Below are 21,216 nucleotides of genomic sequence, written 5' to 3'. Positions count from 1 at the left end.
TTGATTGCTGTCCAAGGCTCTAAGTTACTCAACTACCAAGCAACCTAATTATTCCATTTGACATTCGCTGCCTAAGCAGTAACATCTCGTCACACATTCACTGCCTAGGCAGTAATAAGGTGACTTTCAATGCCTCACTTCACCCCTGACAACTTTCACAACTGCCACCTCGGGCTGTTGCTGGGCCGCGCCGCGATCCTCAAGGACCGCATCATCGACACCCATATGGAACCCCACGGCATCACCGCCGCGCAGTTCAAGGTGTTGATCATCATGGCCCAGTTCGGCGTCGATACCCCGGCGGAGTTGTGCCGCAACCTGTCCCTGGACAGCGGTTCGATGACGCGCATGCTCGACCGACTGGAGCAAAAAGACCTGCTCAGCCGCAAGCGTTCCGAGCTGGACCGGCGCCAGGTGCAGTTGGTGCTGACCGCCGAGGGCCAGCGCCTGGCGGACATGCTGCCGCACATCGGCGCCAAGGCTCTCAACCAGTTGGCCGGTGTGCTTGAGCCGGGCGAGCTGGAAACCCTGGAGCGGATCCTGAAGAAAATGCTGATCGCTGCGGGTGACCCCATTACGATCCAGCGGGTAGGTAGATCATGAACACTCGCGCACTCAGCCTGGTGCTGGCGGCGATGACGTTGGCCGGTTGCGCCAATTACAGCGGCCTCGACACCCAGGGCCAGCGCCTCGACGCCAATACCTTGCACACCGGTAAATCCCTCAGCGGCGTGACGCTGTCGAGCGCCGCCTGGCCGGCCGCCGACTGGTGGAAAAGCCTGGGCGACCCACAGCTTGACGGCCTGATCCAGGAAGCCCTGCAAAACAGCCCCGACATGCAAGTGGCCGACGCTCGTGCGCATCAGGCCGAAGCCGCCGCCTATGCCGCCAACGCCGCGCGTATGCCGACCGTGGATGCCAGCGCCGGCGTGAGCCGTTCGCGCCTGGCCAAGGACCAGGATCCACGCGGGCAGGGCGATGCCTATTCGACGGTGCGCAACATCGGCGCCAGTTTCAACTACAACTTCGACCTGTGGGGCGGCCAGCGCGCCGCCTGGGAAGCGGCGTTGGGCGAGGCCCGTGCTGCCGAAGTCGACCAGCAGGCCGCGCGCCTGACCCTGGCCGCCAACGTGGCCAAGGCCTACAGCGACCTGGGCCAGGCCCATATCGTGCGTGACCTGGCCGTCGATGACCTCAAGCGTACCCGCCAGATGCTCGACCTGAGCAAGCGCCGCCTGAGTTCCGGTATCGACAGCGAGTACCAGTTCCAGCAGACCGAGAGCCTGGAAGCCAGTTCTCAGTCGCAACTGATTGACGCGGAAAAACAACTGCAAAGCGCCAAGATCGCGTTGGCTGTGTTGCTCGGCAAAGGCCCGGACCGCGGTGACGAGTTGGCGCGCCCAGCGGTGCTCAAACCCAGCGCCGTGGCCGTGCCGGCGGTGTTGCCTGCCGAGTTGCTTGGCCGTCGCCCGGACCTGGTCGCCGCACGTTGGCGCGTAGAGGCCGCGAGCAAGAACATCGATGCCAGCAAGACCCGCTTCTACCCCAACCTCAACCTGAGCGCGAGCGCAGGTGCCGAGTCGTTGCTGGGCGATGCGATGTTCGGTTCGGCCAGCCGCTTCTTCAACATTGCGCCGACGATTTCGCTGCCGATCTTTGACGGCGGCCGTCTGCGTGCTGATCTCGATGCCCGCGACGCCGACTACGACCTGGCCGTGGCCCAGTACAACAAAACCCTGGTGCAAGCCTTGGGCGATATCGGCAACAGCCTGTCCCAACTGCGCGACACCGGGCGGCAGATCCAGGCCCAGCAACATGCCGCCGACATCGCGCAGCAGTCCTACGACACCGGGGTGCAACGCTACAGCTCAGGCATCGGTAACTACCTGGATGTGCTCAGCATCGAGCAGCAATTGCTGCAGGCCCAGCGTCAGCTGGCCACCCTGAATGCGGCGCAGATCGACCTGTCGATTCAATTGATGCAGGCCCTGGGTGGCGGGTACCACGTCAACAGCGTGGCCGCGACCACCCCAGCTACACGCACGGAATAATTTGAGGTATTTGTCATGGCCACTGCCGACAGCAACAACGCAACCGAACAACCCAAAGACACCAACCCCCGCAAACGCAAAGTGATGCTGATCGGCCTGGCGCTGATCGTCATCCTGAGTGTGGTGGGCGTGTGGGCCTGGTATGAGTTCTACGGGCGCTTCAATGAAAGCACCGACGACGCCTATGTGAACGGCAACGTGGTGGAAATCACCCCGCTGGTCACCGGCACCGTGGTCAGCATTGGCGCCGACGATGGCGACCTGGTCCATGAAGGCCAGGTGCTGATCAACTTCGACCCCAACGACGCCGCCGTCGGCCTGCAGAGTGCCCAGGCCAACCTGGCCCGCACCGTGCGCCAAGTACGCGGCCTGTACAGCAACGTCGATGGCATGAAAGCCCAGGTCAATGCGCAGAAAGCCGATGTGCAAACCGCCCAGGACAACTACAACCGCCGCAAGACCCTGGCCCAGGGCGGCGCGATTTCCCAGGAAGAACTGTCTCACGCTCGCGACAGCCTGACCGCCGCCAAGAACGCCTTGACCAACCTTGAGCAACAACTGAAAACCACCAATGCCCTGGTGGATGACACCGTGATTTCGTCCCACCCCGATGTGCAAGCGGCCGCCGCGCAACTGCGCCAGGCGTACCTGACCAATGCGCGCAGCACCTTGATCGCGCCGGTCACCGGCTATGTGGCCAAGCGCACCGTGCAACTGGGCCAGCGCGTCCAACCGGGCACCGCGCTGATGGCGGTGATCCCGCTGGACCAGCTGTGGATCGACGCCAACTTCAAGGAAACCCAACTGCGAGATATGCGCATCGGCCAGCCGGTGGATATCGAGTCGGACATCTACGGCAGCGACGTCAAGTACAGCGGCACCGTCGACAGCCTTGGCGCCGGCACGGGCAGCGCGTTCGCCTTGCTGCCCGCGCAGAACGCCACCGGCAACTGGATCAAGATCGTGCAGCGGGTACCGGTGCGCATCCATATCAACGCCGAAGAGCTGGCCAAACACCCGCTGCGAGTGGGCTTGAGCACCGTGGTCAACGTAGACCTGCACGACCAGAGCGGCCCGGTGCTGGCGCAACAGGCGCCGCAAAAAGCCTCGTTCACCACCAACGTGTATGACCGCCAATTGGCCGAGGCCGATGCCATGATCAACCAGTTGATCCATGACAACAGCGTCGCCGCTCCCAAGGCTGCGCAACGCTGATGAGCAATAACGCCTCGTTCACGCCACCCAGCCTGTTGATGGCCACTATTGGCCTGTCGCTGGCGACCTTCATGCAGGTGCTCGACACCACCATCGCCAACGTGGCGTTGCCGACTATCTCCGGCAACCTGGGGGTGAGTTCGGAGCAGGGCACCTGGGTGATCACCTCGTTTGCGGTGAGCAACGCCATCGCCTTGCCGCTCACCGGTTGGTTGAGCCGGCGCTTTGGCGAGGTGAAGCTGTTTTTGTGGGCGACCCTGCTGTTTGTGCTGGCGTCGTTCCTGTGCGGTATTTCCACCTCGATGCCTGAGTTGATCGGCTTTCGGGTTCTGCAAGGTTTGGTGGCAGGGCCGCTGTACCCGATGACCCAGACCTTGCTGATTGCGGTCTACCCACCGGCCAAGCGCGGCATGGCCCTGGCGTTATTGGCGATGGTCACGGTGGTCGCGCCGATTGCCGGGCCCATCCTCGGCGGCTGGATCACCGACAGCTACAGTTGGCCGTGGATCTTTTTCATCAACGTGCCCATCGGTATCTTTGCGGTGATGGTGGTGCGTTCGCAGTTGAAGAAGCGTCCGGTGGTCACCAGTTATCAGCCGATGGATTACGTTGGGCTGCTGAGCCTGATCGTCGGCGTGGGCGCCTTGCAGATCATCCTCGACAAGGGCAATGACCTGGACTGGTTCGAGTCCAACTTCATCATCATTGGTGCGGCCATTTCGGTGATTGCCCTGGCGGTGTTCGTGATCTGGGAGATGACCGACAAGCACCCGGTGGTCAACCTGCGGCTGTTCGCGCACCGTAACTTCCGGATCGGCACCATCGTGTTGATCCTGGGTTATGCGGGCTTTTTCGGCATCAACCTGATCCTGCCGCAGTGGCTGCAAACCCAGATGGGCTACACCGCCACCTGGGCCGGGCTGGCGGTGGCGCCCATCGGCATTTTGCCGGTGCTGATGTCGCCGTTCGTGGGCAAGTACGCGCACAAGTTCGACCTGCGCCTGCTGGCGGGCCTGGCGTTCCTGGCGATTGGCTTGAGCTGCTTCATGCGCGCCGGCTTCACCAACGAAGTGGACTTCACCCACATCGCCATGGTGCAGCTGTTCATGGGCATCGGCGTGGCGCTGTTCTTCATGCCGACCTTGAGCATCCTGATGTCCGACCTGCCGCCGCACCAGATTGCCGACGGCGCGGGGCTTGCGACCTTCCTGCGCACCTTGGGCGGCAGCTTCGCGGCCTCGCTGACAACCTGGATCTGGATTCGCCGGGCCGACCAGCACCATGCCTACATGAGCGAGAACATGACCGTCTACGACTCGACCACCCGCGATGCGTTGCAGGCGCTGGGTGGGGCGGGGCAGAAGGCCTATACCCAACTGGACCAGATTCTCACCAGCCAGGCGTACATGATGTCCACCGTGGACTACTTCACGTTGCTGGGGTGGATGTTCATGGGCTTGATGTTGCTGGTGTGGCTGGCCAAACCACCGTTCACGGCGAAGGCCGGGCCTGCGGCTTCGGGGCACTGATTGTAAGGTCAGCGCGGTCCCTGTGGGAGCTGGCTTGTGTGGGAGCTGGCTTGCCTGCGATAGCATCACCTCGGTGCATCTGATACACCGAGGTGTCTGCATCGCAGGCAAGCCAGCTCCCACAGGTTGAACGGTGTTGTGTCAGAGGTTCAGGCGCCAGGCAACGCCAACTGCGGGTTGACGAAGTCAAACGCCGCCAGCTGAAACCCTTGCTCATCCACCTGCAGCGCCCACCCTTGCTTGTCCCAGTCCCCCAGCACAATGCGCTTGGCCGCCTGGTCGCCGATCTGCAACTTATGGATGGCGGGGCGGTGGGTATGGCCGTGGACCAGGGTGCGCACGCCGAACTGCTGCATCACCCGTGGCACTTCTTCAGGGGTGACATCGACAATGTCGTTGGCCTTCATGCGCACTTGAGCGCTGCTCTCACTGCGCAACTTGCGCGCCAGTTTGTGACGCGTGCCCAAGGGCAGGTGGCTCAGGATAAACAGTACAACCGGGTTACGCAGGATGCGCCGCAGCTTCATATAGCCGAGGTCGCGGGTGCAGAGGCTGTCGCCGTGCATCAACAGCACTGGCTCGCCATACAACTGCACGACCGTCGGGTCCTTGAGCAAGGTAGCGCCTGCCGCTTTGCAGAACGCCTTGCCGATCAGGAAATCACGGTTGCCGTGCATGATGAAAATCGGGGTGCCGCTGTCGCTCAGCTCACGCAGAGCCGCGCAGATGGAACGCTGGAAGGGGGTCATGCCATCGTCGCCAATCCAGGCTTCGAAGAAGTCCCCCAGAATGTACAACGCCTGGGCGCCACGGGCGCGGCCGTGGAGCAGATCCAGAAACGCCCGGGTGATGTCCGGGCGCTCCTCTTCCAGATGCAAATCTGAAATCAGCAATATCACCCAACGATCTCGGCTTTCTCGACGATCACGTCTTCGGCTGGAACGTCCTGGTGACCGGCCTTGGAGGTGGTCGAGACGCCTTTGATCTTGTCGACAACGTCGGTGCCTTCGGTGACTTTACCGAACACCGCGTAGCCCCAACCCTGCACGTTCTTGCCGCTGTGGTTCAGGAAGGCGTTGTCGGCGACGTTGATGAAGAACTGCGCGGAGGCCGAATGCGGCTCCATGGTACGGGCCATGGCGACGGTGTACTTGTCGTTGGAAAGGCCGTTGTCCGCTTCGTTCTGGATGCTTGGACGCTTGTCTTTCTTCTCTTTCATGCCCGGCTCGAAACCGCCGCCCTGGATCATGAAGTTACCGATGACACGGTGGAAAACAGTGTTTTCGTAGTGGCCGGCTTTGACGTATTCGATGAAGTTGGCGACGGTGATCGGCGCTTTCTCGGCGTTCAGCTCGATAACGATGTCACCGTGGTTGGTGGTCAGTTTGACTTGAGTCATGTTCGCTACTCTTTTCAGGGAATTCGTGGGTGTGGGCGCCTGGGCACCTTACCTGTCTGGCTAAACGACGGCCAAGGCGCGCAGTTTAGCGTGCCCTGCGGGAATTTCGAGGTGGTTTTTTACCGCCCGGGCAATTAATTGGCCGCGCTCTGTATGTGTCTTGACTGCTTCGGCTATTATGAGCCCTTTGTTTTATCTGGCCCCACCTGGCCACGCACCTGTCTGTTCAAGGATCCTATGAGCAAGCCCACTGTCGACCCTACCTCGAATACCAAGGCCGGACCTGCCGTCCCGGTCAATTTCCTGCGCCCGATCATCCAGGCGGACCTGGATTCGGGCAAGCACACGCAGATCGTCACCCGTTTCCCACCTGAGCCCAACGGCTACCTGCACATCGGCCACGCCAAGTCGATCTGTGTGAACTTCGGCCTGGCCCAGGAGTTCGGTGGCGTCACGCACCTGCGTTTCGACGACACCAACCCGGCCAAGGAAGACCAGGAATACATCGACGCCATCGAAAGCGACATCAAGTGGCTGGGCTTCGAATGGTCCGGTGAAGTGCGCTATGCCTCCAAGTATTTCGACCAGTTGTTCGACTGGGCTGTCGAGCTGATCAAGGCCGGCAAGGCCTATGTGGACGACCTGACCCCCGAGCAGGCCAAGGAGTACCGTGGCACGCTGACCGAGCCGGGCAAGAACAGCCCGTTCCGCGACCGTTCGGTGGAAGAGAACCTGGACTGGTTCAACCGTATGCGCGCCGGCGAGTTCCCGGACGGCGCCCGCGTGCTGCGCGCCAAGATCGACATGGCCTCGCCGAACATGAACCTGCGCGACCCGATCATGTACCGCATCCGCCATGCCCATCACCACCAGACCGGTGACAAGTGGTGCATCTACCCCAACTACGACTTCACCCACGGTCAGTCGGACGCCATCGAAGGCATCACCCACTCCATCTGCACCCTGGAGTTCGAAAGCCATCGCCCACTGTATGAATGGTTCCTGGACAGCCTGCCGGTCCCGGCGCACCCACGTCAGTACGAGTTCAGCCGCCTGAACCTGAACTACACCATCACCAGCAAGCGCAAGCTCAAGCAACTGGTCGATGAAAAGCACGTGCATGGCTGGGATGACCCGCGCATGTCGACTCTGTCGGGCTTCCGCCGTCGCGGCTACACCCCGGCGTCGATCCGCAACTTCTGCGATATGGTCGGCACCAACCGCTCCGACGGCGTGGTCGATTTCGGCATGCTGGAATTCAGCATCCGTCAGGACCTCGACGCCAACGCCCCGCGCGCCATGTGCGTGCTGCGCCCGTTGAAAGTCGTGATTACCAACTACCCGGAAGGCCAGGTCGAGAACCTCGAACTGCCGCGTCATCCGCAGAAAGAAGAGCTGGGCGTGCGCAAGTTGCCATTCGCCCGCGAGATCTACATCGACCGTGACGACTTCATGGAAGAGCCGCCAAAAGGCTACAAGCGCCTGGAGCCGAACGGCGAGGTGCGCCTGCGCGGCAGTTACGTGATCCGTGCGGACGAAGCGATCAAGGACGCCGACGGCAACATCGTCGAGCTGCGCTGCTCGTACGATCCGGACACCCTGGGCAAGAACCCTGAAGGCCGCAAGGTCAAGGGTGTGGTCCACTGGGTGCCGGCCGCTGCCAGCATCGAATGCGAAGTGCGCCTGTACGATCGTCTGTTCCGCTCGCCAAACCCTGAGAAGGCTGAAGACAGCGCGAGTTTCCTCGACAACATCAACCCTGATTCCCTGCAAGTACTCACTGGTTGTCGTGCCGAGCCATCGCTTGGCGACGCACAGCCGGAAGACCGTTTCCAGTTCGAGCGCGAAGGCTACTTCTGCGCGGATATCAAGGACTCGAAACCAGGCGCTCCGGTATTCAACCGTACCGTGACCTTGCGAGATTCGTGGGGCCAGTGATTTAAGGGAAACATCGTGCTAACGATCTACAACACGCTCAGCAAGACCAAAGAAGTCTTCAAGCCGCTGGACGGCAACAAGGTGCGCATGTACGTGTGCGGCATGACCGTGTACGACTACTGCCACATCGGCCACGGCCGCAGCATGGTTGCCTTCGACCTGGTGACCCGCTGGTTGCGTTTCAGCGGCTATGACTTGACGTACGTGCGCAACATCACCGACATCGACGACAAGATCATCAACCGTGCCAACGAAAACGGCGAGTCGTTCGACGCGCTGACCGAGCGCATGATCGCCGCCATGCACGAGGACGAGGCGCGCCTCAACATCCTCAAGCCGGACATGGAACCGCGTGCCACGGACCACATCCCGGGCATGCACGCGATGATCCAGACCTTGATCGACAAGGGCTACGCCTACGCCCCAGGCAACGGCGACGTGTACTACCGCGTCGCCAAGTTCATGGGCTACGGCAAGCTGTCGCGTAAAAAGATCGAAGACCTGCGCATCGGCGCGCGTATCGAAGTCGACGAAGCCAAGCAGGACCCGCTCGACTTCGTACTGTGGAAAGCCACCAAGCCGGGCGAACCGAGCTGGGAGTCGCCCTGGGGCGCCGGGCGTCCGGGCTGGCACATCGAATGCTCGGTGATGTCCACCTGCTGCCTGGGCGAGACCTTCGACATTCATGGCGGCGGCAGCGACCTTGAGTTCCCGCACCACGAAAACGAAATCGCCCAGAGCGAAGCCGCCACAGGCAAGACCTACGCCAACGCCTGGATGCACTGCGGCATGATCCGCATCAATGGCGAGAAGATGTCCAAGTCCTTGAACAACTTCTTCACCATCCGCGACGTGCTGGAAAAGTACCACCCGGAAGTGGTGCGTTACCTGCTGGTGTCCAGCCACTACCGCAGCGCCATCAACTACTCGGAAGACAACCTCAAGGACGCCAAGGGCGCCCTGGAGCGTTTCTACCACGCGTTGAAAGGTTTGCCTGCGGTGGCGCCGGCAGGCGGCGAAGCCTTCGTGGCACGCTTCACCGAAGTGATGAACGACGACTTCGGTACCCCGGAAGCCTGCGCCGTGCTGTTCGAGATGGTGCGCGAGATCAACCGCTTGCGCGAGACCGATATCGACGCAGCGGCGGGCCTGGCGGCGCGTCTGAAAGAACTGGCCAGCGTGCTGGGCGTGTTGCAGATGGAGGCCGATGACTTCCTCCAAGCCGGCGCTGAAGGGCGTGTGGATGCCGCTGAGGTAGATGCACTGATCCAGGCGCGTCTGGCGGCTCGCACCAATAAAGACTGGGCGGAATCCGACCGTATCCGCGACCAACTGACCGCGATGGGTGTGGTGTTGGAAGACGGCAAGGGTGGGACGACGTGGCGGTTGGCTGACTGACCGTTGATAGCTGCACGCTGAATGAAAAACGCCCTGACTGGTTCGGGGCGTTTTTTTACAAAAAATAGCGATGTCACTTAGCGTTTCCACCACCAGTTCAAGTCGCGTTTAACTGGGAGTGCGAGTGCATGCAGTATGAAGAACGCTAGTGCGATCCAGCCAATGATTGGATAGTTTTCGATGACTTCTGGATGAGTACCGAAGTATAAGTATTTGTCAAATTGAGCGATTTCCATATGTGTCATCATAAAGAAAATATTGACTGCTAAGCTGATATAGATTTTTGTATATCCAAGTCCTTTGCCGGAGAAGATAACTCTAAGCCAGTAAGCGAATAACAGCCCCAGTGGCGAGAGTATCAGAAAAGCCATAATAATCACTTTTTAGACTCTTCATGTAGTTGCTTTAATGTGATTGCATCTGTTGCGGCCTCCGCTGTCAGCGAAGTTGGTGTCATGGTTTTATAGGCTCGTATCCGGTCTGAATCCAAATACCTAAATAAACGCCAAGCATCTGGTTTGTATATATGTCTTACAGTGCTGTAGATAGATAGGCTAATATCAACGGCGCCGTAGGCCATGTTTGCTTCCCGCTCTCCGTGACCGACGGCGGATGCAACTGATTGATATGCTGTACGAACCGGACCGACGGTATCGGATCTACCTGTTACTAGGTTGTGTCCACCTTCATATAAATTATTAGCGCCATGTGCCATTAATGGCACTCCTGCGACGAGGCACAGGGTACCCACCGATGCGTAGCAAATTCCGGCACCAGTAGCTATTTGAAGCTCGCCTGCAACGGCTCCAATTCCATTTCTCCCAATTGCTATTGACTGATCCAGCAAACTACGCTGCTCTTTTTTTATCTCGATCAGCCCCTCTGCGACGGTCTTTTTTCCCTGCTCCACATCGTTAACAATACTGCGAGCGTAATAGGCCACTTCCCGATTGAATATCGAGCGAGTCACACCGTCCTGCAGATGACGAGCGCTGATTGTGCAAGCCTGGCTGGTCAGGTTGCCTGCGGCTTGGCTGACGACCCATAAGTCATAAAAGCTCGGTGTTTGATTTTTGTTCTTTGATTTCATCGCCCGGTTTCCCATGAGCCATAGCCGCTGGTCCCCGCGATGTGATGTGTCCAGATAATTTCCCGATAACGAATCGACAGATGTTCTTGTGCGTCTACATCATTCAGGAGTACGGAATGGGGAACGTCCACGGTCAGGCTGGCAATGATGCAGCCCCTTATATCGACGGTGTAGTATTTTTCGTGCCGACCAAACTGTGAAATTCGATAGAAGTTGATGACGCAGTTCAGTTCTTCTCTGTTGGATAACGCCACGGCCAACAAGGGCGAGGATTTATCAATGTTTTTTGTGATGACCACCGGGCCGTGAGTGGAAGCTCTGACATTGCCGGTGTTGAGCATATTGTGATTGAAGGACATCACCATGATTTCGTCTCGGTGCCCCTCCTGGCACTTGTTGCCGATGGAGTCTTGGGTTGAGCAACCAGCCGAGATCAGGCCTTGAGATTTTCCGTTAATGGACATGTAGCCGTGGTTAGCCATGGACGTTGGCATCCTGATTTATTCGCCATAAACATACAAAAGAATGTAAATAGGAAATATCGGATGTTTCGCCTTTTATCGTGCGAGTAGGATGTAGGATTATTCGATTTTTGTCTGGGATTTCGACTTGGTGCGGGCCGATGATGCTGAGCTGGCGCAATTGGCGGCGCGTATCCGCTCTTTTGCCTGGCGCCAAACCAAATGGTGGGAGCTGGCTTGCCTGCGATAGCGCAGTTTCAGTCAATGATGCTGTAACTGATAAACCGCTATCGCAGGCAAGCCAGCTCCCACATTTTTACTGAATTCGCCTGAAGAGTCAGCGGCGGCTGCTGACTTCGGCGGGCACGTCATCACCGGCCATGCGTTTGCGGAACAGCGCGGTTCGCGCCAGCAGCAGTGTGGTGACCGGCACGGTGATCGCGAGCAAAATCGGAATCAACCAGCCATGCAATACCGGCCCGGACTTGAGCACCGAAAAGTAGATGATCGACGCCAGCGCCACGCTCCACGCCCCCAACGTCGAGGCTAGTGCTGGCGGGTGCATGCGTTGGAAAAATTCTTTCATTCGCAGCAAGCCAATCGCGCCAATCAAGGCAAACAGGCCGCTGAGCAACAGCAACGCCGCCACGATAATTTCAACCCATAACGGCATCATTCAATCACCTCGCCACGCAGCAGGAATTTGGCCAGGGCGAACGAGCCGACGAAGCCGAACAGCGCGATCAATAGCGCCGCTTCAAAGTAAGTGTCGCTGGCATAGCGAATACCCAGGGTCAGCATCATCAGCATCGCCAGGATGTACAGGTAGTCCAGCGCCAGTACCCGGTCCTGGGCCGAGGGGCCTTTGAACAGGCGCACCAGGGTCAGCACCATGGCCAGGGAGAACAGGAACAGGCTGAACAGGATCGCATTGGCGAGCAGGGCGCTCATTCGAAGATCTCCATCAGGGGCCGTTCGTAGGCGTGCTTGAATTGCTGGATAAACGAGGCTTCGTCATCCAGGTCGAAAACGTGCAGCAGCAGGATGCTGCGGTCCAGGGCCAGCTCCGACCAGACGGTGCCGGGGGTCACGCTGGTGATCATCGCCAGCACAGCCAGGCCGTTGGCGTCGCGCAGGTCCAGGGGGATCTTGATAAAGCGCGAGCGCGGTGGGCGGGAGCCGCAGGTGAGTACGCCCCATGCCACGTGCAGGTTGGAGATGATCACATCGAGGCCGACCCGGAAAAACAGGCGGATGATCACCCCAGGGCGGCGGATGCGGATCGGCAGCGGGCGCAGCGGCGCCATCATCAGCGGCGCAAGAAAGCCCAACAGTGCGCCCAGCAGCAGGTTGCCGGGGCTGATCGACAAGTTCAGCACCAGCCACAATACCCACAACGCCAACGACAGCCAGGGAGCCGGGAACAGACGCTTCATGGCTGCACCTCCAGGGCGGCGGCCTTGGCTTCAGGGCTCGGCACTGGCCGGGTCGCGAGCACTGCCATCACGTAGTGTTCCGGGTTGTTCAGGCTTTCGGCAGTGGCCTGGGTGTAGCGCATCAGCGCCTCGGCCTTGAAGGTCAGCGCGATGCTCAACCCCAGCAGCAGGAAGATCGGCACACACTCGTAGCGGCGCAGCAGCGGTGATGGGCGTTCTTCCGGGGTCCAGAAGCGCTGGATGCCGAGGCGGGCGAAAGCGATGAGCGAGGCCAGGCCAGAGAGAATCAGCAGCGCCACCAGGCCCCAGGCCGCCGGGCGGATGGACTCGTCCACGGCGTTGCCCAAGCCCAGTGGGTTGATCAGCGCGCTCAACAGGCTGAGCTTGCCGATAAACCCGGACAGCGGCGGCATGCCGATAATCAGCAGCGCGCAGGCGATAAAGCTCAGGCCCAGGAAGGCCATGGTCCAAGGGATGACCTGGCCGATCACTGCTTTTTGCTCATCGTCCAGGTTCACGCCCGGGCGCGGATGCAGCGATTCCATGGCTTTGGGCAGCGCATCAATCTCCTCATCCAGCGGCAGGTCGTTGGCCGAACGCGAACGCTCGATCAACTCCGCCAGCAAAAACAGCGCACTCAGTGCCAGGGTAGAACTGACGAGATAGAACAGCGCCCCCGCGGTCAGGCTCGGCTGGGCAAACCCTACCGCTGACAGCAGGATACCCGCCGACACCAGGATACTCAGGCTGGCCATGCGCTCCAGGCGCTGCGCCGCCACCATCGCCAGTGCCGCGCAAATGATGGTCGCCATGCCGCCATACACCAGCCAATCGCCGCCAAACAGTGCCGAAGCCCCGGCCTGGCCGGAGAACAGCAGGGTCCACAGGCGCAGCACGGTGTACACGCCGACCTTGGTCATGATCGCGAACATTGCCGCCACCGGCGCGCTGGCCGAGGAGTAGGCGGGCGCCAGCCAGAAGTTCAGCGGCCACATGCCGGCCTTGGCCAGGAACGCCGTAGCCAGGATCGCTGCACCAGCATGCAGCAGGCCTCGATCGGCCTCCGGTACCAGCGGGATCTTCAGCGCCAGGTCGGCGAAGTTCAGCGTGCCGGTGACGCCGTAGATCATCGCCGCGCCAATCAGGAACAGCGACGACGCCAGCAGGTTGATCGCAATGTAATGCAGCCCCGACGACACCCGCGCACGGCCGGAACCGTGCAGCATCAGGCCGTAGGAGGCGGCCAGCAGCACCTCGAAGAACACGAACAGGTTGAACAGGTCGGCGGTGAGGAAGGCGCCATACAGCCCCATCAGTTGGATCTGGAACAGGGCATGGAAGCTGGTGCCCGCACGGTCCCAGCGGGCCATGGCGAACAGCAGCGCACTGACGCCGATAACCCCGGTCAGCACCAGCATCATCGCCGACAGTTGGTCCACCACCAGGACGATGCCGAACGGCACCTGCCAGTTGCCCGGCAGGTACACGCCAATGGAGCCGGGGCCGCCTTGTTGCGTCCAGTACAACAGCAGGATAGCAACGCCCAGTCCGACGATGCTGGAGCACAGATTGATCTGGGCTTTGAGCGGGCGGCGTTTCTCGCCCAGCATCAGCATCAGCCCGGCGGTGAGCAGCGGCAGCAGGATCGGCGCGACGATCAGTTGATTCATCCACGTCATTCCTTGGGCTCCCGGCCGTCTACATGGTCAGTGCCGGTGAGGCCCCGGGATGCCAGCAGCACCACCAGGAACAGCGCGGTCATGGCGAAGCTGATCACAATGGCTGTGAGCACCAGGGCCTGGGGCAGTGGGTCGGTGTAGTTGAGCAGGTCTTGGGGCACGCCGTCCTTGATGATCGGCTCCTTGCCGATAAACAGGCTGCCCATGCTGAAGATGAACAGGTTGACGCCGTAGGACAGCAGGCACAAACCCATGACCACCTGGAACGTTCGTGGCCGCAGGATCAACCAGACGCCGGAGGCCGCCAGGACCCCAATGGCTATTGCGATGACTTCTTCCATCAGGCGGCTCCTTCGGTTGCAGCAACCACTTTGGGCTGGTTGCTCGGTTTATGCGCGCGCACCGACTGGTGGCCGAGGGCGGTGAGCATCAACAGGGTCGAGCCCACGACCATGGCGTACACGCCGACGTCAAAGAACAGCGCACTGGCGATATGAATATCGCCCAGTAACGGCAGGCTGAAATGCCAGGTATGCGTAGTGAGGAACGGGTACCCGGCGAACAGCGCACCCAGCCCGGTCAAGGTGGCTGACAGCAGGCCGAAGCCCATCCAGCGCATAGGCCGCAGGCTCATCTGCGCCTCGACCCACTGGGTGCCGGCGACCATGTATTGCAGGATAAACGCCACCGACATCACCAGCCCGGCGACGAAACCACCCCCAGGTTGGTTGTGGCCACGCATGAACAGATAAAACGACACCACCAGCGCAATCGGCAGCAGCAGGCGCACCAGCACCGCCGGCACCATCATAAAGCCCAGGGCGGTGTCGCTGGCCTGGCGCGGGTTGACCAGGTCGGTGGCCACGTCCGGCGCCAGTTGGCGCTGTTGGGGTGGCAACTCCATGCTTTCCTTGGACGGGCGGAAGCGACGGAGCAAGGCGTACACGGTCAAGGCCACAGCGCCCAGTACGGTGATTTCGCCCAGGGTGTCGAAACCACGGAAGTCCACCAGCATCACGTTCACCACATTGCTGCCACCGCCTTCGGGCAAGGCACGGCTTAAGTAGAACGAGGAGATATCGTTGGGCGTCTGGCGGGTCAGCATCGCGTAGGACAACAGCGCCATGCCGCCGCCCACCACAGTGGAGAGCAGCAAGTCACGCAGGCGGCGGATACGCGCCTTGCGTAGTGAGCTGGGCAGGGGTGAGACCTCTTCGATCCGCCTTGGCAGCCAGCGCAGGCCGAGCAGGATCAGCACGGTGGTGACCACTTCCACCACCAATTGGGTGAGGGCCAGGTCCGGCGCCGAGAACCACACGAAGGTGACGCAGGTCATCAGGCCGCACACGCTGACCATGGTCAGGGCCGCCAGCCGGTGGTACTTGGCTTGCCAGGCGGCGCCGAGGGCGCAGGCAATCGCCAGCAACCACAGGGTGACGAAGACGATGGAACCCGGGATTTTCGGGCGGTCGCCCCAGCTGAGGCCACTGTTGATCATCGGGATCATCGCGCCGATCACTGCCAGCAGCACCAACAGGAACAACTGGGTTTGCAGGCGCTTGGTGCTGATGCGTTTCTCGATGCGGCGCACGCCGCGCATCATCACCACCAGGCAGCGCTCGAAACCGCGCTTGCCGTTGAAGTAGCCGATCAGCGGTGGGTATTCGAAGCGGCCACGCTTGAGTTGCTTGCGCAGCATCAGGTACAGCACCACGCCGCCGGTCATCGCCACCAGGCTCATGATCATCGGCGCGTTCCAGCCGTGCCAGATCGCCAGGCTATATTCCGGTAGCGTACCGCCCACCACCGGCAGGGCGGCAGCGGCGAGGATCGAGCCGACCACCTGGGCCGGGAAAATCCCCACCAGCAGACAGGTGAACACCAACAGCTCGACGGGTGCGCGCATCCAGCGCGGCGGCTCGTGGGGCGTATGCGGCAAGTCGGTGGCGGGCGGGCCGAAGAACACGTCCACGGTAAAACGCAGGGCATAGGCCACGCTGAATGTACCGGCAATGGTCGCGATCACCGGCAGGGCGATTTCCACCCATTGGGTCGACGAGATAAACACGGTTTCGGCAAAGAACATCTCTTTGGACAGGAAGCCATTGAGCAACGGCACCCCGGCCATGGACGCGCTGGCGACCATCGCCAGGGTCGCGGTAAACGGGATCAGGCGCACCAGCCCACTGAGCTTGCGGATATCCCGCGTACCGCTTTCGTGGTCGATGATGCCCGCCGCCATGAACAGCGAAGCCTTGAAGGTGGCGTGGTTGAGAATGTGGAATACTGCGGCAACTGCGGCCAGTGGGCTGTTGAGGCCCAGCAGCAGGGTGATCAGCCCGAGGTGGCTGATGGTGGAATAGGCCAGCAGGCCCTTGAGATCGTTTTGAAACATGGCGCAGTAAGCGCCGAGGAGGAGAGTGAGGGCGCCGGCACCGCCGACGATCCAGAACCATTCTTCGCTGCCGGACAGCGACGGCCACAGGCGGGCCAGCAGGAACACGCCGGCCTTCACCATCGTCGCCGAGTGCAGGTAAGCCGAAACCGGGGTGGGCGCCGCCATGGCATGGGGCAGCCAGAAATGGAAGGGGAACTGCGCGCTTTTGCTCAAGGCGCCGATCAGCACCAGGGCGAGCATGACCGGGTACAGCGAATGCGCGCGAATCTGATCGCCCGCCGCCAGCACCTGGTCCAAGTCATAGCTGCCGACGATATGCCCCAGCAGCATCACTCCCGCCAACAGGCACAGCCCACCTGCGCCAGTGACCATCAGCGCCATATACGCACCACGTCGCGCATCTGCACGGTGGTGCCAATAGCCGATCAACAGGAACGAGAACAGGCTGGTCAGTTCCCAGAAGAATACGATCTGGATCAGGTTGCCGGAGATCACCAAACCCAGCATGGCGCCCATGAACGCCAGGAAAAATGCAAAGAAACGCGGCACCGGGTCGTCCGGCGACATGTAGTAGCGCGCATACAGCGACACCAGCGTGCCGATGCCCAGCACCAGCATCGAGAACAGCCAGGCAAACCCATCCATGCGCAACACGAAGTTGAGCCCCAGGCTGGGCAACCACATGAATTCTTCGCGGATCACGCCACCGTGGGCGATCTGAGGGTAGAGCAGGGCGACTTGAATAGTACCGACCAGCGCCACAAGGCCGGCCAACAGCGATTCGGTGTTACGTGCGTTATGCGGCAGCAAGGCCGCCAGACAGCTGCCGATAAAAGGCAGAAGCAGTAGAACTATCAGGGACATAGGCTTCTAATCTGCGGGAGTTTGGGATGCATCATACGTGCCGCTTTCACGATCACCAAACGGCAAGATGTGGCAGGATCCTACAAGGTAGGCTGAAACCTCCCTTTTGGCACTGTTTCAACCTGCCCTTGAATTAAAATGCAGACCTCTGTGGGAGCCGTTATCTGCAGCGACGCCGTACCTGTGGCGAGGGAGCTTGCTCCCGTGACGGGCTGACAGTCGACGCTTATCTCCCTGACACCCCACGATCCAATTGTGGGAGCTGGCTTGCCTGCGAAGACGGCCTGACAGCCGACACCTATCTCCCTGACACCCCGCGATCAAACTGTGGGAGAGGGCTTGCTCGTGAAGGCGGTCTGGCAGTCTAGACGGTTGGATTGTGTACATATCCATTGCTGCGGTAACGGCTACTTAGGGTTCCGCCTGACGGCGGGTCACTTTGGAAAAGAGCCGGAATGCCGGCCCAGCCCAAAGTAACCAAAGGGCTCTTGCCCCACCACTCGGCACCTCGCCTAGGCTCGGTGTGCCCGAACACAGTCTTGAATCCTTGGGCCGCCGCCACGCGCCATCCATGGCGCGGGGCGGCTAACCCGGCGTCTTGCCGGGTTACCCACGAATTCAAGCCTGCGTTCGGCCAGCGTGGTTTAACGGGGCGCCTGAGATCAAGATCACAAGCAGATCAAGAGCAAGATCAAGAGCGGCTCGCTTCGCATCGTGGTTACCGTTGATCGCAAACTACCCCTGCCGCTCCTCCTCCAACGCCTCTGCCAACTCAACGGCCTTCTGCCCCTTGGTCTTCAACTCACTCACAATCACCGCCAGCACAATCAACACGGCCCCCAACATCGCAATCGGCGGGAACCGTTCGCCGGCGATTCGCCCCACAACGCCTGCCCACACCGGCTCACCGGCATAAATCAACGTCGCCCGCGTTGGCGAGACACTCTGCTGTGCCCAGTTCATCGCCACCTGGATCACCGCACTGGTCAAGCCCAGGCCCACGGCACTGAACAGCAGCAGCCAGGAAAAGCCCGGCAACGCCTCGCCCATGGGCACCACCATCATGAAGGACAGCACCGAAGCGGTGGCCAGTTGCACCACGGTCACCCGACGAATATCCACCTGGCCGGCAAATGCGCTGATCAAGATGATCTCGGCCGCTATGGCCACTGCACCGATCAAGGTGGCGATTTCACCCGCGCTGAAATTCAGCGAGGCCCCCGCCGGGCCGGTCAACAGCATCAACCCCGCAAACGCCAACATGATGCCGATGCTGGGCATCAAGCCGGGGCGACGGCCAAGCACCAGCCACTGCAACAGCGGCACGAACGGCACATACAAGGCGGTGATAAACGCCGATTGGCTGCTCAAGATGGTTTGCAGGCCAATGGTCTGCAAACCGTAGCCGAACATGATCGCCACCCCGATAAACACCCCGGCCTTCAATTCGAAAAGGGTCAGGTCGCGCAGGGTGCGCAAGGAAAAGAACCCCACCACAATCGTCGCTGCCGCGAAGCGCAGCCCCACAAAAAACATCGGCCCGCTGACCGCCATGGCGTGCTGCACCAGCAAAAAGGTGCCGCCCCAGATCATGGTGATCACCACCAGGATGCATTCGGCTTTACTGAAACGGTTGAAACGCGAAGGGGAGTTCGGGGCGGTCATGGCGGCTCGGTCTTGCAAGGGGAAAGCACGGACCGCACAATGCGCCGCACGCTGGGCAGTATACTGCGCACACCCACCTATTGAGCAATATAGTGCACAAAGAAAATCCGCAACGGGCTTCGGTCCTGCAGCACGTCAGCCAGAACGTTCGTCGCCTGCGCCATGCCGCCGACTTGAGCCAGAGCGCGCTCTCGGAAAAATCCGGTGTCAGCCGGCGCATGCTGGTGGCGATAGAAGCGGGAGAGAAGAACGTCAGCCTGTCGACCCTGGACCGTGTCGCCGAAGCGTTGGACGTGGCGTTCAGTGATCTGATTCAGGCGCCGGATGTGCGCGACCACAGCCGTATCAATGAGCTGGCCTGGGCGGGCGAGATTGTCGGCAGTAAGGCGGTGTTGCTGGCCAAGGCTACGGCACGGCGTGAGGTCGAATTATGGGAGTGGCGGCTGGAGCCCGGTGACCGTTATTGCCCGGACCCTGACTTGGAAGGGTGGAGCGAACAACTGTTTGTGTTCGAGGGCAGCCTGACGCTGGTGATAGGTGATCAGGAAAATCTCATCGAGGCTGGAGAGTTCTTTATGTTCGCCAGCCACCAGCCCCATGCTTATCGCAATGATGGAAATGCGGCGGTACGGTTTGTTCGAAATGTGGTGATTTGAGCAACAATAAGGGCGAACTGGCATGAGTGAATCCACCCGCGTTGCAGATGTACTGATCATCGGTGGTGGCCTGAGCGGCACGATGCTGGCCGTGCAACTGCTTCGCCTGCCGGGCACGCGGCGTATCCTGATAGTCGAACCCCGTGCTGAGTTGGGGCGCGGCGAAGCCTACAGCGCGGTCGAATTGGGCCATACGCTGAACGGCAATGCGGCGCGTATGAGCGTTGACCCGGACAACGCCGACGACCTGACCCAATGGCTCACCGACTACATCAGCGCCGGCGGATGGCCCGAGTCGAACCAACAGCATGTGCCTATCAGCGAACTGTTCCCGCCACGGGGGCTTTTCGGCCTGTACGCGCAGCAGCGTCTGGCGCAAGCCAAGGCGCTTTCTACATCGAGCGTCGAGCACATCCGCGCCGAAGGGGTAGACCTGCAAGTCCCACCTCGGCGTTGTTGACTCTCGATACTGGCGAGCAACTGCGCGGCGTCTGTGCGGTATTGGCCACCGGCATGTTCCCGGCGGCGCGCACTCCGCAGACCGAGTCCACAGGATTGAATGCCGCCGCGCTGGACCCCTGGGATGTCCCCGCGATGACTCGTCTCGACCCACAATCGACCGTACTGATCATCGGCTCGGGCCTGACCATGGTCGATGCCGTGGTCTCCCTGGAGCAGGCCGGCCATCGCGGGCCTATCGAGGTTTTTTCGCGCCACGGCTTGTTGCCCCATGTACGCCGGCAACCGCCGAGCTGGGACGACTTCCTCGCCGCTGACCACAGCCTGAGCAGCCCCCGACAATTGCTGCGTGAGGTGCGACGCCAATGCCAGCTCGCGTTGGGGCAAGGCACAGACTGGCAGGCGCCGCTGGACACGGTGCGCGGGCATATCGCGCGGCTGTGGAGCCAGGCCAGTGAGGCCCAGAAGCGCCAGTTCGTGCGGCATGTACGGCCTTGGTGGGAAAGCCATCACCACCGTTCGCCGCCCTTGAGTGCGCAGTTGGTAGCGCGGTTGCAGGGGCAAGGGCGGTTGCGGATTCAGGCGGCGTCGTTCAAGGGCTTGGTGCCTTCGCAGAAGGGGGTTGCCATTGCGGTGCGCTACCGTGGCGAGGATGTGATCACCAAGATGTTGGGCGCTGCGCTGATCAATTCCAGCGGCATCGAATACGACTGGCGCCGCGTGGCCCGTCCTTTACCGCAGCAACTGCTCAAGCGCGGGTTGATCCAACCTGGGCCGCTGGCGCTGGGGATTGCGGCGGATTCAACGGGGGCGGTGCTGGATGCTCGCGGCGAGGTCAGCCAGCGACTGTTCGCCATGGGGCCGCCGTTGCGGGGCATGTGGTGGGAGAGTACGGCGGTGACCGATGTGGCGCTGCAGGCCAAGGCACTGGCCGCCAGGCTGACACAGCGCTGAATGTTGGAGTTGGTATTGATTGCC

General features: G+C 60.9%; 19 protein-coding genes and 1 pseudogene. 8 read left to right on the top strand and 12 right to left on the bottom strand.

Going from position 1 to position 21,216, the window contains the following annotated elements; translation table 11 throughout:
• Window positions 1-129: 129 nt before the first annotated feature.
• Genes GIV26_RS03190 through GIV26_RS03175 form a run of 4 tightly spaced genes read left to right on the top strand, consistent with a single transcriptional unit; the run spans window position 130 to window position 4,795 of the window.
• Window positions 130-603 carry a MarR family winged helix-turn-helix transcriptional regulator gene (locus tag GIV26_RS03190; RefSeq protein ID WP_014718945.1) on the top strand — a complete coding sequence of 158 codons (474 nt, stop codon included), beginning with the start codon at window positions 130-132 and terminating at the stop codon, window positions 601-603.
• Window positions 600-2,051, top strand: a complete 1,452-nt coding sequence (locus GIV26_RS03185) for an efflux transporter outer membrane subunit (RefSeq protein ID WP_236279484.1) — start codon at window positions 600-602, stop codon at window positions 2,049-2,051. The genes GIV26_RS03190 and GIV26_RS03185 overlap by 4 nt, the downstream gene beginning before the upstream one ends.
• A gap of 15 nt (window positions 2,052-2,066) precedes the next feature.
• Complete coding sequence (locus GIV26_RS03180) at window positions 2,067-3,266, top strand: HlyD family secretion protein (protein WP_034127907.1); 1,200 nt, start codon at window positions 2,067-2,069, stop codon at window positions 3,264-3,266.
• Window positions 3,266-4,795, top strand: coding sequence for a DHA2 family efflux MFS transporter permease subunit (locus GIV26_RS03175; protein ID WP_020302329.1), 1,530 nt, complete (start codon window positions 3,266-3,268; stop codon window positions 4,793-4,795). Before GIV26_RS03180 ends, GIV26_RS03175 begins: the two co-directional genes overlap by 1 nt.
• Before the next feature lie 149 nt (window positions 4,796-4,944).
• Here GIV26_RS03175 and lpxH read toward each other — a convergent pair whose 3' ends face one another.
• Window positions 4,945-5,694 carry a UDP-2,3-diacylglucosamine diphosphatase gene (gene lpxH, locus GIV26_RS03170; protein WP_236279483.1) on the bottom strand — a complete coding sequence of 250 codons (750 nt, stop codon included), beginning with the start codon at window positions 5,692-5,694 and terminating at the stop codon, window positions 4,945-4,947.
• Window positions 5,691-6,194: a peptidylprolyl isomerase gene (locus GIV26_RS03165; RefSeq protein WP_003174772.1), complete on the bottom strand. Its 504-nt coding sequence runs from the start codon at window positions 6,192-6,194 to the stop codon at window positions 5,691-5,693. The genes lpxH and GIV26_RS03165 overlap by 4 nt, the downstream gene beginning before the upstream one ends.
• A 237-nt stretch (window positions 6,195-6,431) precedes the next feature.
• Between GIV26_RS03165 and GIV26_RS03160 the strand changes: the two genes are divergently transcribed.
• Together GIV26_RS03160 and cysS are read left to right on the top strand one after the other, a co-directional pair.
• Window positions 6,432-8,132, top strand: coding sequence for a glutamine--tRNA ligase/YqeY domain fusion protein (locus GIV26_RS03160; protein ID WP_003192174.1), 1,701 nt, complete (start codon window positions 6,432-6,434; stop codon window positions 8,130-8,132).
• Window positions 8,133-8,147: 15 nt separating this feature from the next.
• A complete protein-coding gene (cysS, locus tag GIV26_RS03155) occupies window positions 8,148-9,530 on the top strand; it encodes a cysteine--tRNA ligase (protein ID WP_034127906.1) in 1,383 nt (460 codons plus the stop codon).
• A 77-nt stretch (window positions 9,531-9,607) separates the two neighbouring features.
• Here the strand turns inward: cysS and GIV26_RS03150 are convergent, their stop codons facing one another.
• The 10 genes from GIV26_RS03150 to GIV26_RS03105 all read right to left on the bottom strand — a co-directional run bounded on the left by GIV26_RS03150 (window position 9,608) and on the right by GIV26_RS03105 (window position 19,123).
• The gene (locus tag GIV26_RS03150) at window positions 9,608-9,901 is read right to left on the bottom strand and encodes a hypothetical protein (RefSeq protein ID WP_232914648.1); all 294 of its coding nucleotides are present in this window, start codon (window positions 9,899-9,901) and stop codon (window positions 9,608-9,610) included.
• A gap of 5 nt (window positions 9,902-9,906) precedes the next feature.
• Entirely contained in the window at window positions 9,907-10,620 is a 714-nt protein-coding gene (locus GIV26_RS03145; RefSeq protein ID WP_236279482.1) for a DUF4225 domain-containing protein, read from the bottom strand.
• Complete coding sequence (locus GIV26_RS03140) at window positions 10,617-11,102, bottom strand: Hcp family type VI secretion system effector (protein ID WP_124412574.1); 486 nt, start codon at window positions 11,100-11,102, stop codon at window positions 10,617-10,619. Before GIV26_RS03140 ends, GIV26_RS03145 begins: the two co-directional genes overlap by 4 nt.
• Before the next feature lie 316 nt (window positions 11,103-11,418).
• Window positions 11,419-11,757, bottom strand: a complete 339-nt coding sequence (locus tag GIV26_RS03135) for a Na+/H+ antiporter subunit G (protein ID WP_034127905.1) — start codon at window positions 11,755-11,757, stop codon at window positions 11,419-11,421.
• On the bottom strand, window positions 11,754-12,032 hold the full coding sequence (locus GIV26_RS03130; RefSeq protein WP_003192168.1) for a K+/H+ antiporter subunit F: 279 nt from the start codon (window positions 12,030-12,032) through the stop codon (window positions 11,754-11,756). The genes GIV26_RS03135 and GIV26_RS03130 overlap by 4 nt, the downstream gene beginning before the upstream one ends.
• On the bottom strand, window positions 12,029-12,517 hold the full coding sequence (locus tag GIV26_RS03125; protein ID WP_014718934.1) for a Na+/H+ antiporter subunit E: 489 nt from the start codon (window positions 12,515-12,517) through the stop codon (window positions 12,029-12,031). Before GIV26_RS03125 ends, GIV26_RS03130 begins: the two co-directional genes overlap by 4 nt.
• On the bottom strand, window positions 12,514-14,196 hold the full coding sequence (locus GIV26_RS03120; protein WP_003192165.1) for a monovalent cation/H+ antiporter subunit D: 1,683 nt from the start codon (window positions 14,194-14,196) through the stop codon (window positions 12,514-12,516). Before GIV26_RS03120 ends, GIV26_RS03125 begins: the two co-directional genes overlap by 4 nt.
• A complete protein-coding gene (locus GIV26_RS03115; RefSeq protein WP_003192163.1) occupies window positions 14,193-14,537 on the bottom strand; it encodes a Na+/H+ antiporter subunit C in 345 nt (114 codons plus the stop codon). The genes GIV26_RS03120 and GIV26_RS03115 overlap by 4 nt, the downstream gene beginning before the upstream one ends.
• On the bottom strand, window positions 14,537-17,458 hold the full coding sequence (locus GIV26_RS03110) for a monovalent cation/H+ antiporter subunit A (RefSeq protein WP_014718932.1): 2,922 nt from the start codon (window positions 17,456-17,458) through the stop codon (window positions 14,537-14,539). The genes GIV26_RS03115 and GIV26_RS03110 overlap by 1 nt, the downstream gene beginning before the upstream one ends.
• Window positions 17,459-18,193: 735 nt before the next feature.
• Window positions 18,194-19,123: a DMT family transporter gene (locus GIV26_RS03105; RefSeq protein ID WP_236279481.1), complete on the bottom strand. Its 930-nt coding sequence runs from the start codon at window positions 19,121-19,123 to the stop codon at window positions 18,194-18,196.
• A gap of 92 nt (window positions 19,124-19,215) precedes the next feature.
• On the opposite strand from GIV26_RS03105, the gene GIV26_RS03100 reads away from it, so the two are divergent.
• Both GIV26_RS03100 and GIV26_RS03095 read left to right on the top strand, forming a co-directional pair.
• Window positions 19,216-19,779: a helix-turn-helix domain-containing protein gene (locus GIV26_RS03100; RefSeq protein WP_236279480.1), complete on the top strand. Its 564-nt coding sequence runs from the start codon at window positions 19,216-19,218 to the stop codon at window positions 19,777-19,779.
• Window positions 19,780-19,801: 22 nt separating this feature from the next.
• Window positions 19,802-21,192, top strand: a pseudogene (locus GIV26_RS03095) (FAD/NAD(P)-binding protein).
• Window positions 21,193-21,216: the final 24 nt, after the last annotated feature.

Origin of the sequence: Pseudomonas sp. PA-1-3F (assembly GCF_021609665.1) — a bacterium.
GTDB lineage: Bacteria > Pseudomonadota > Gammaproteobacteria > Pseudomonadales > Pseudomonadaceae > Aquipseudomonas > Aquipseudomonas paracarnis.
This window is presented reverse-complemented; position numbering and strand designations above follow the sequence as displayed.

Bases quoted from the DNA above. Each gene is read 5' to 3' on its own strand.
- GIV26_RS03190 (WP_014718945.1), top strand. From the start codon at position 130: ATGCCTCACTTCACCCCTGACAACTTTCACAACTGCCACCTCGGGCTG.
- GIV26_RS03105 (WP_236279481.1), bottom strand. From the start codon at position 19,123: ATGACCGCCCCGAACTCCCCTTCGCGTTTCAACCGTTTCAGTAAAGCC.
- GIV26_RS03175 (WP_020302329.1), top strand. From the start codon at position 3,266: ATGAGCAATAACGCCTCGTTCACGCCACCCAGCCTGTTGATGGCCACT.
- GIV26_RS03145 (WP_236279482.1), bottom strand. From the start codon at position 10,620: ATGAAATCAAAGAACAAAAATCAAACACCGAGCTTTTATGACTTATGG.
- GIV26_RS03185 (WP_236279484.1), top strand. From the start codon at position 600: ATGAACACTCGCGCACTCAGCCTGGTGCTGGCGGCGATGACGTTGGCC.
- GIV26_RS03135 (WP_034127905.1), bottom strand. From the start codon at position 11,757: ATGATGCCGTTATGGGTTGAAATTATCGTGGCGGCGTTGCTGTTGCTC.
- GIV26_RS03140 (WP_124412574.1), bottom strand. From the start codon at position 11,102: ATGGCTAACCACGGCTACATGTCCATTAACGGAAAATCTCAAGGCCTG.
- GIV26_RS03115 (WP_003192163.1), bottom strand. From the start codon at position 14,537: ATGGAAGAAGTCATCGCAATAGCCATTGGGGTCCTGGCGGCCTCCGGC.
- GIV26_RS03180 (WP_034127907.1), top strand. From the start codon at position 2,067: ATGGCCACTGCCGACAGCAACAACGCAACCGAACAACCCAAAGACACC.
- GIV26_RS03120 (WP_003192165.1), bottom strand. From the start codon at position 14,196: ATGACGTGGATGAATCAACTGATCGTCGCGCCGATCCTGCTGCCGCTG.
- GIV26_RS03130 (WP_003192168.1), bottom strand. From the start codon at position 12,032: ATGAGCGCCCTGCTCGCCAATGCGATCCTGTTCAGCCTGTTCCTGTTC.
- GIV26_RS03150 (WP_232914648.1), bottom strand. From the start codon at position 9,901: ATGGCTTTTCTGATACTCTCGCCACTGGGGCTGTTATTCGCTTACTGG.
- GIV26_RS03110 (WP_014718932.1), bottom strand. From the start codon at position 17,458: ATGTCCCTGATAGTTCTACTGCTTCTGCCTTTTATCGGCAGCTGTCTG.
- GIV26_RS03125 (WP_014718934.1), bottom strand. From the start codon at position 12,517: ATGAAGCGTCTGTTCCCGGCTCCCTGGCTGTCGTTGGCGTTGTGGGTA.
- GIV26_RS03165 (WP_003174772.1), bottom strand. From the start codon at position 6,194: ATGACTCAAGTCAAACTGACCACCAACCACGGTGACATCGTTATCGAG.
- GIV26_RS03160 (WP_003192174.1), top strand. From the start codon at position 6,432: ATGAGCAAGCCCACTGTCGACCCTACCTCGAATACCAAGGCCGGACCT.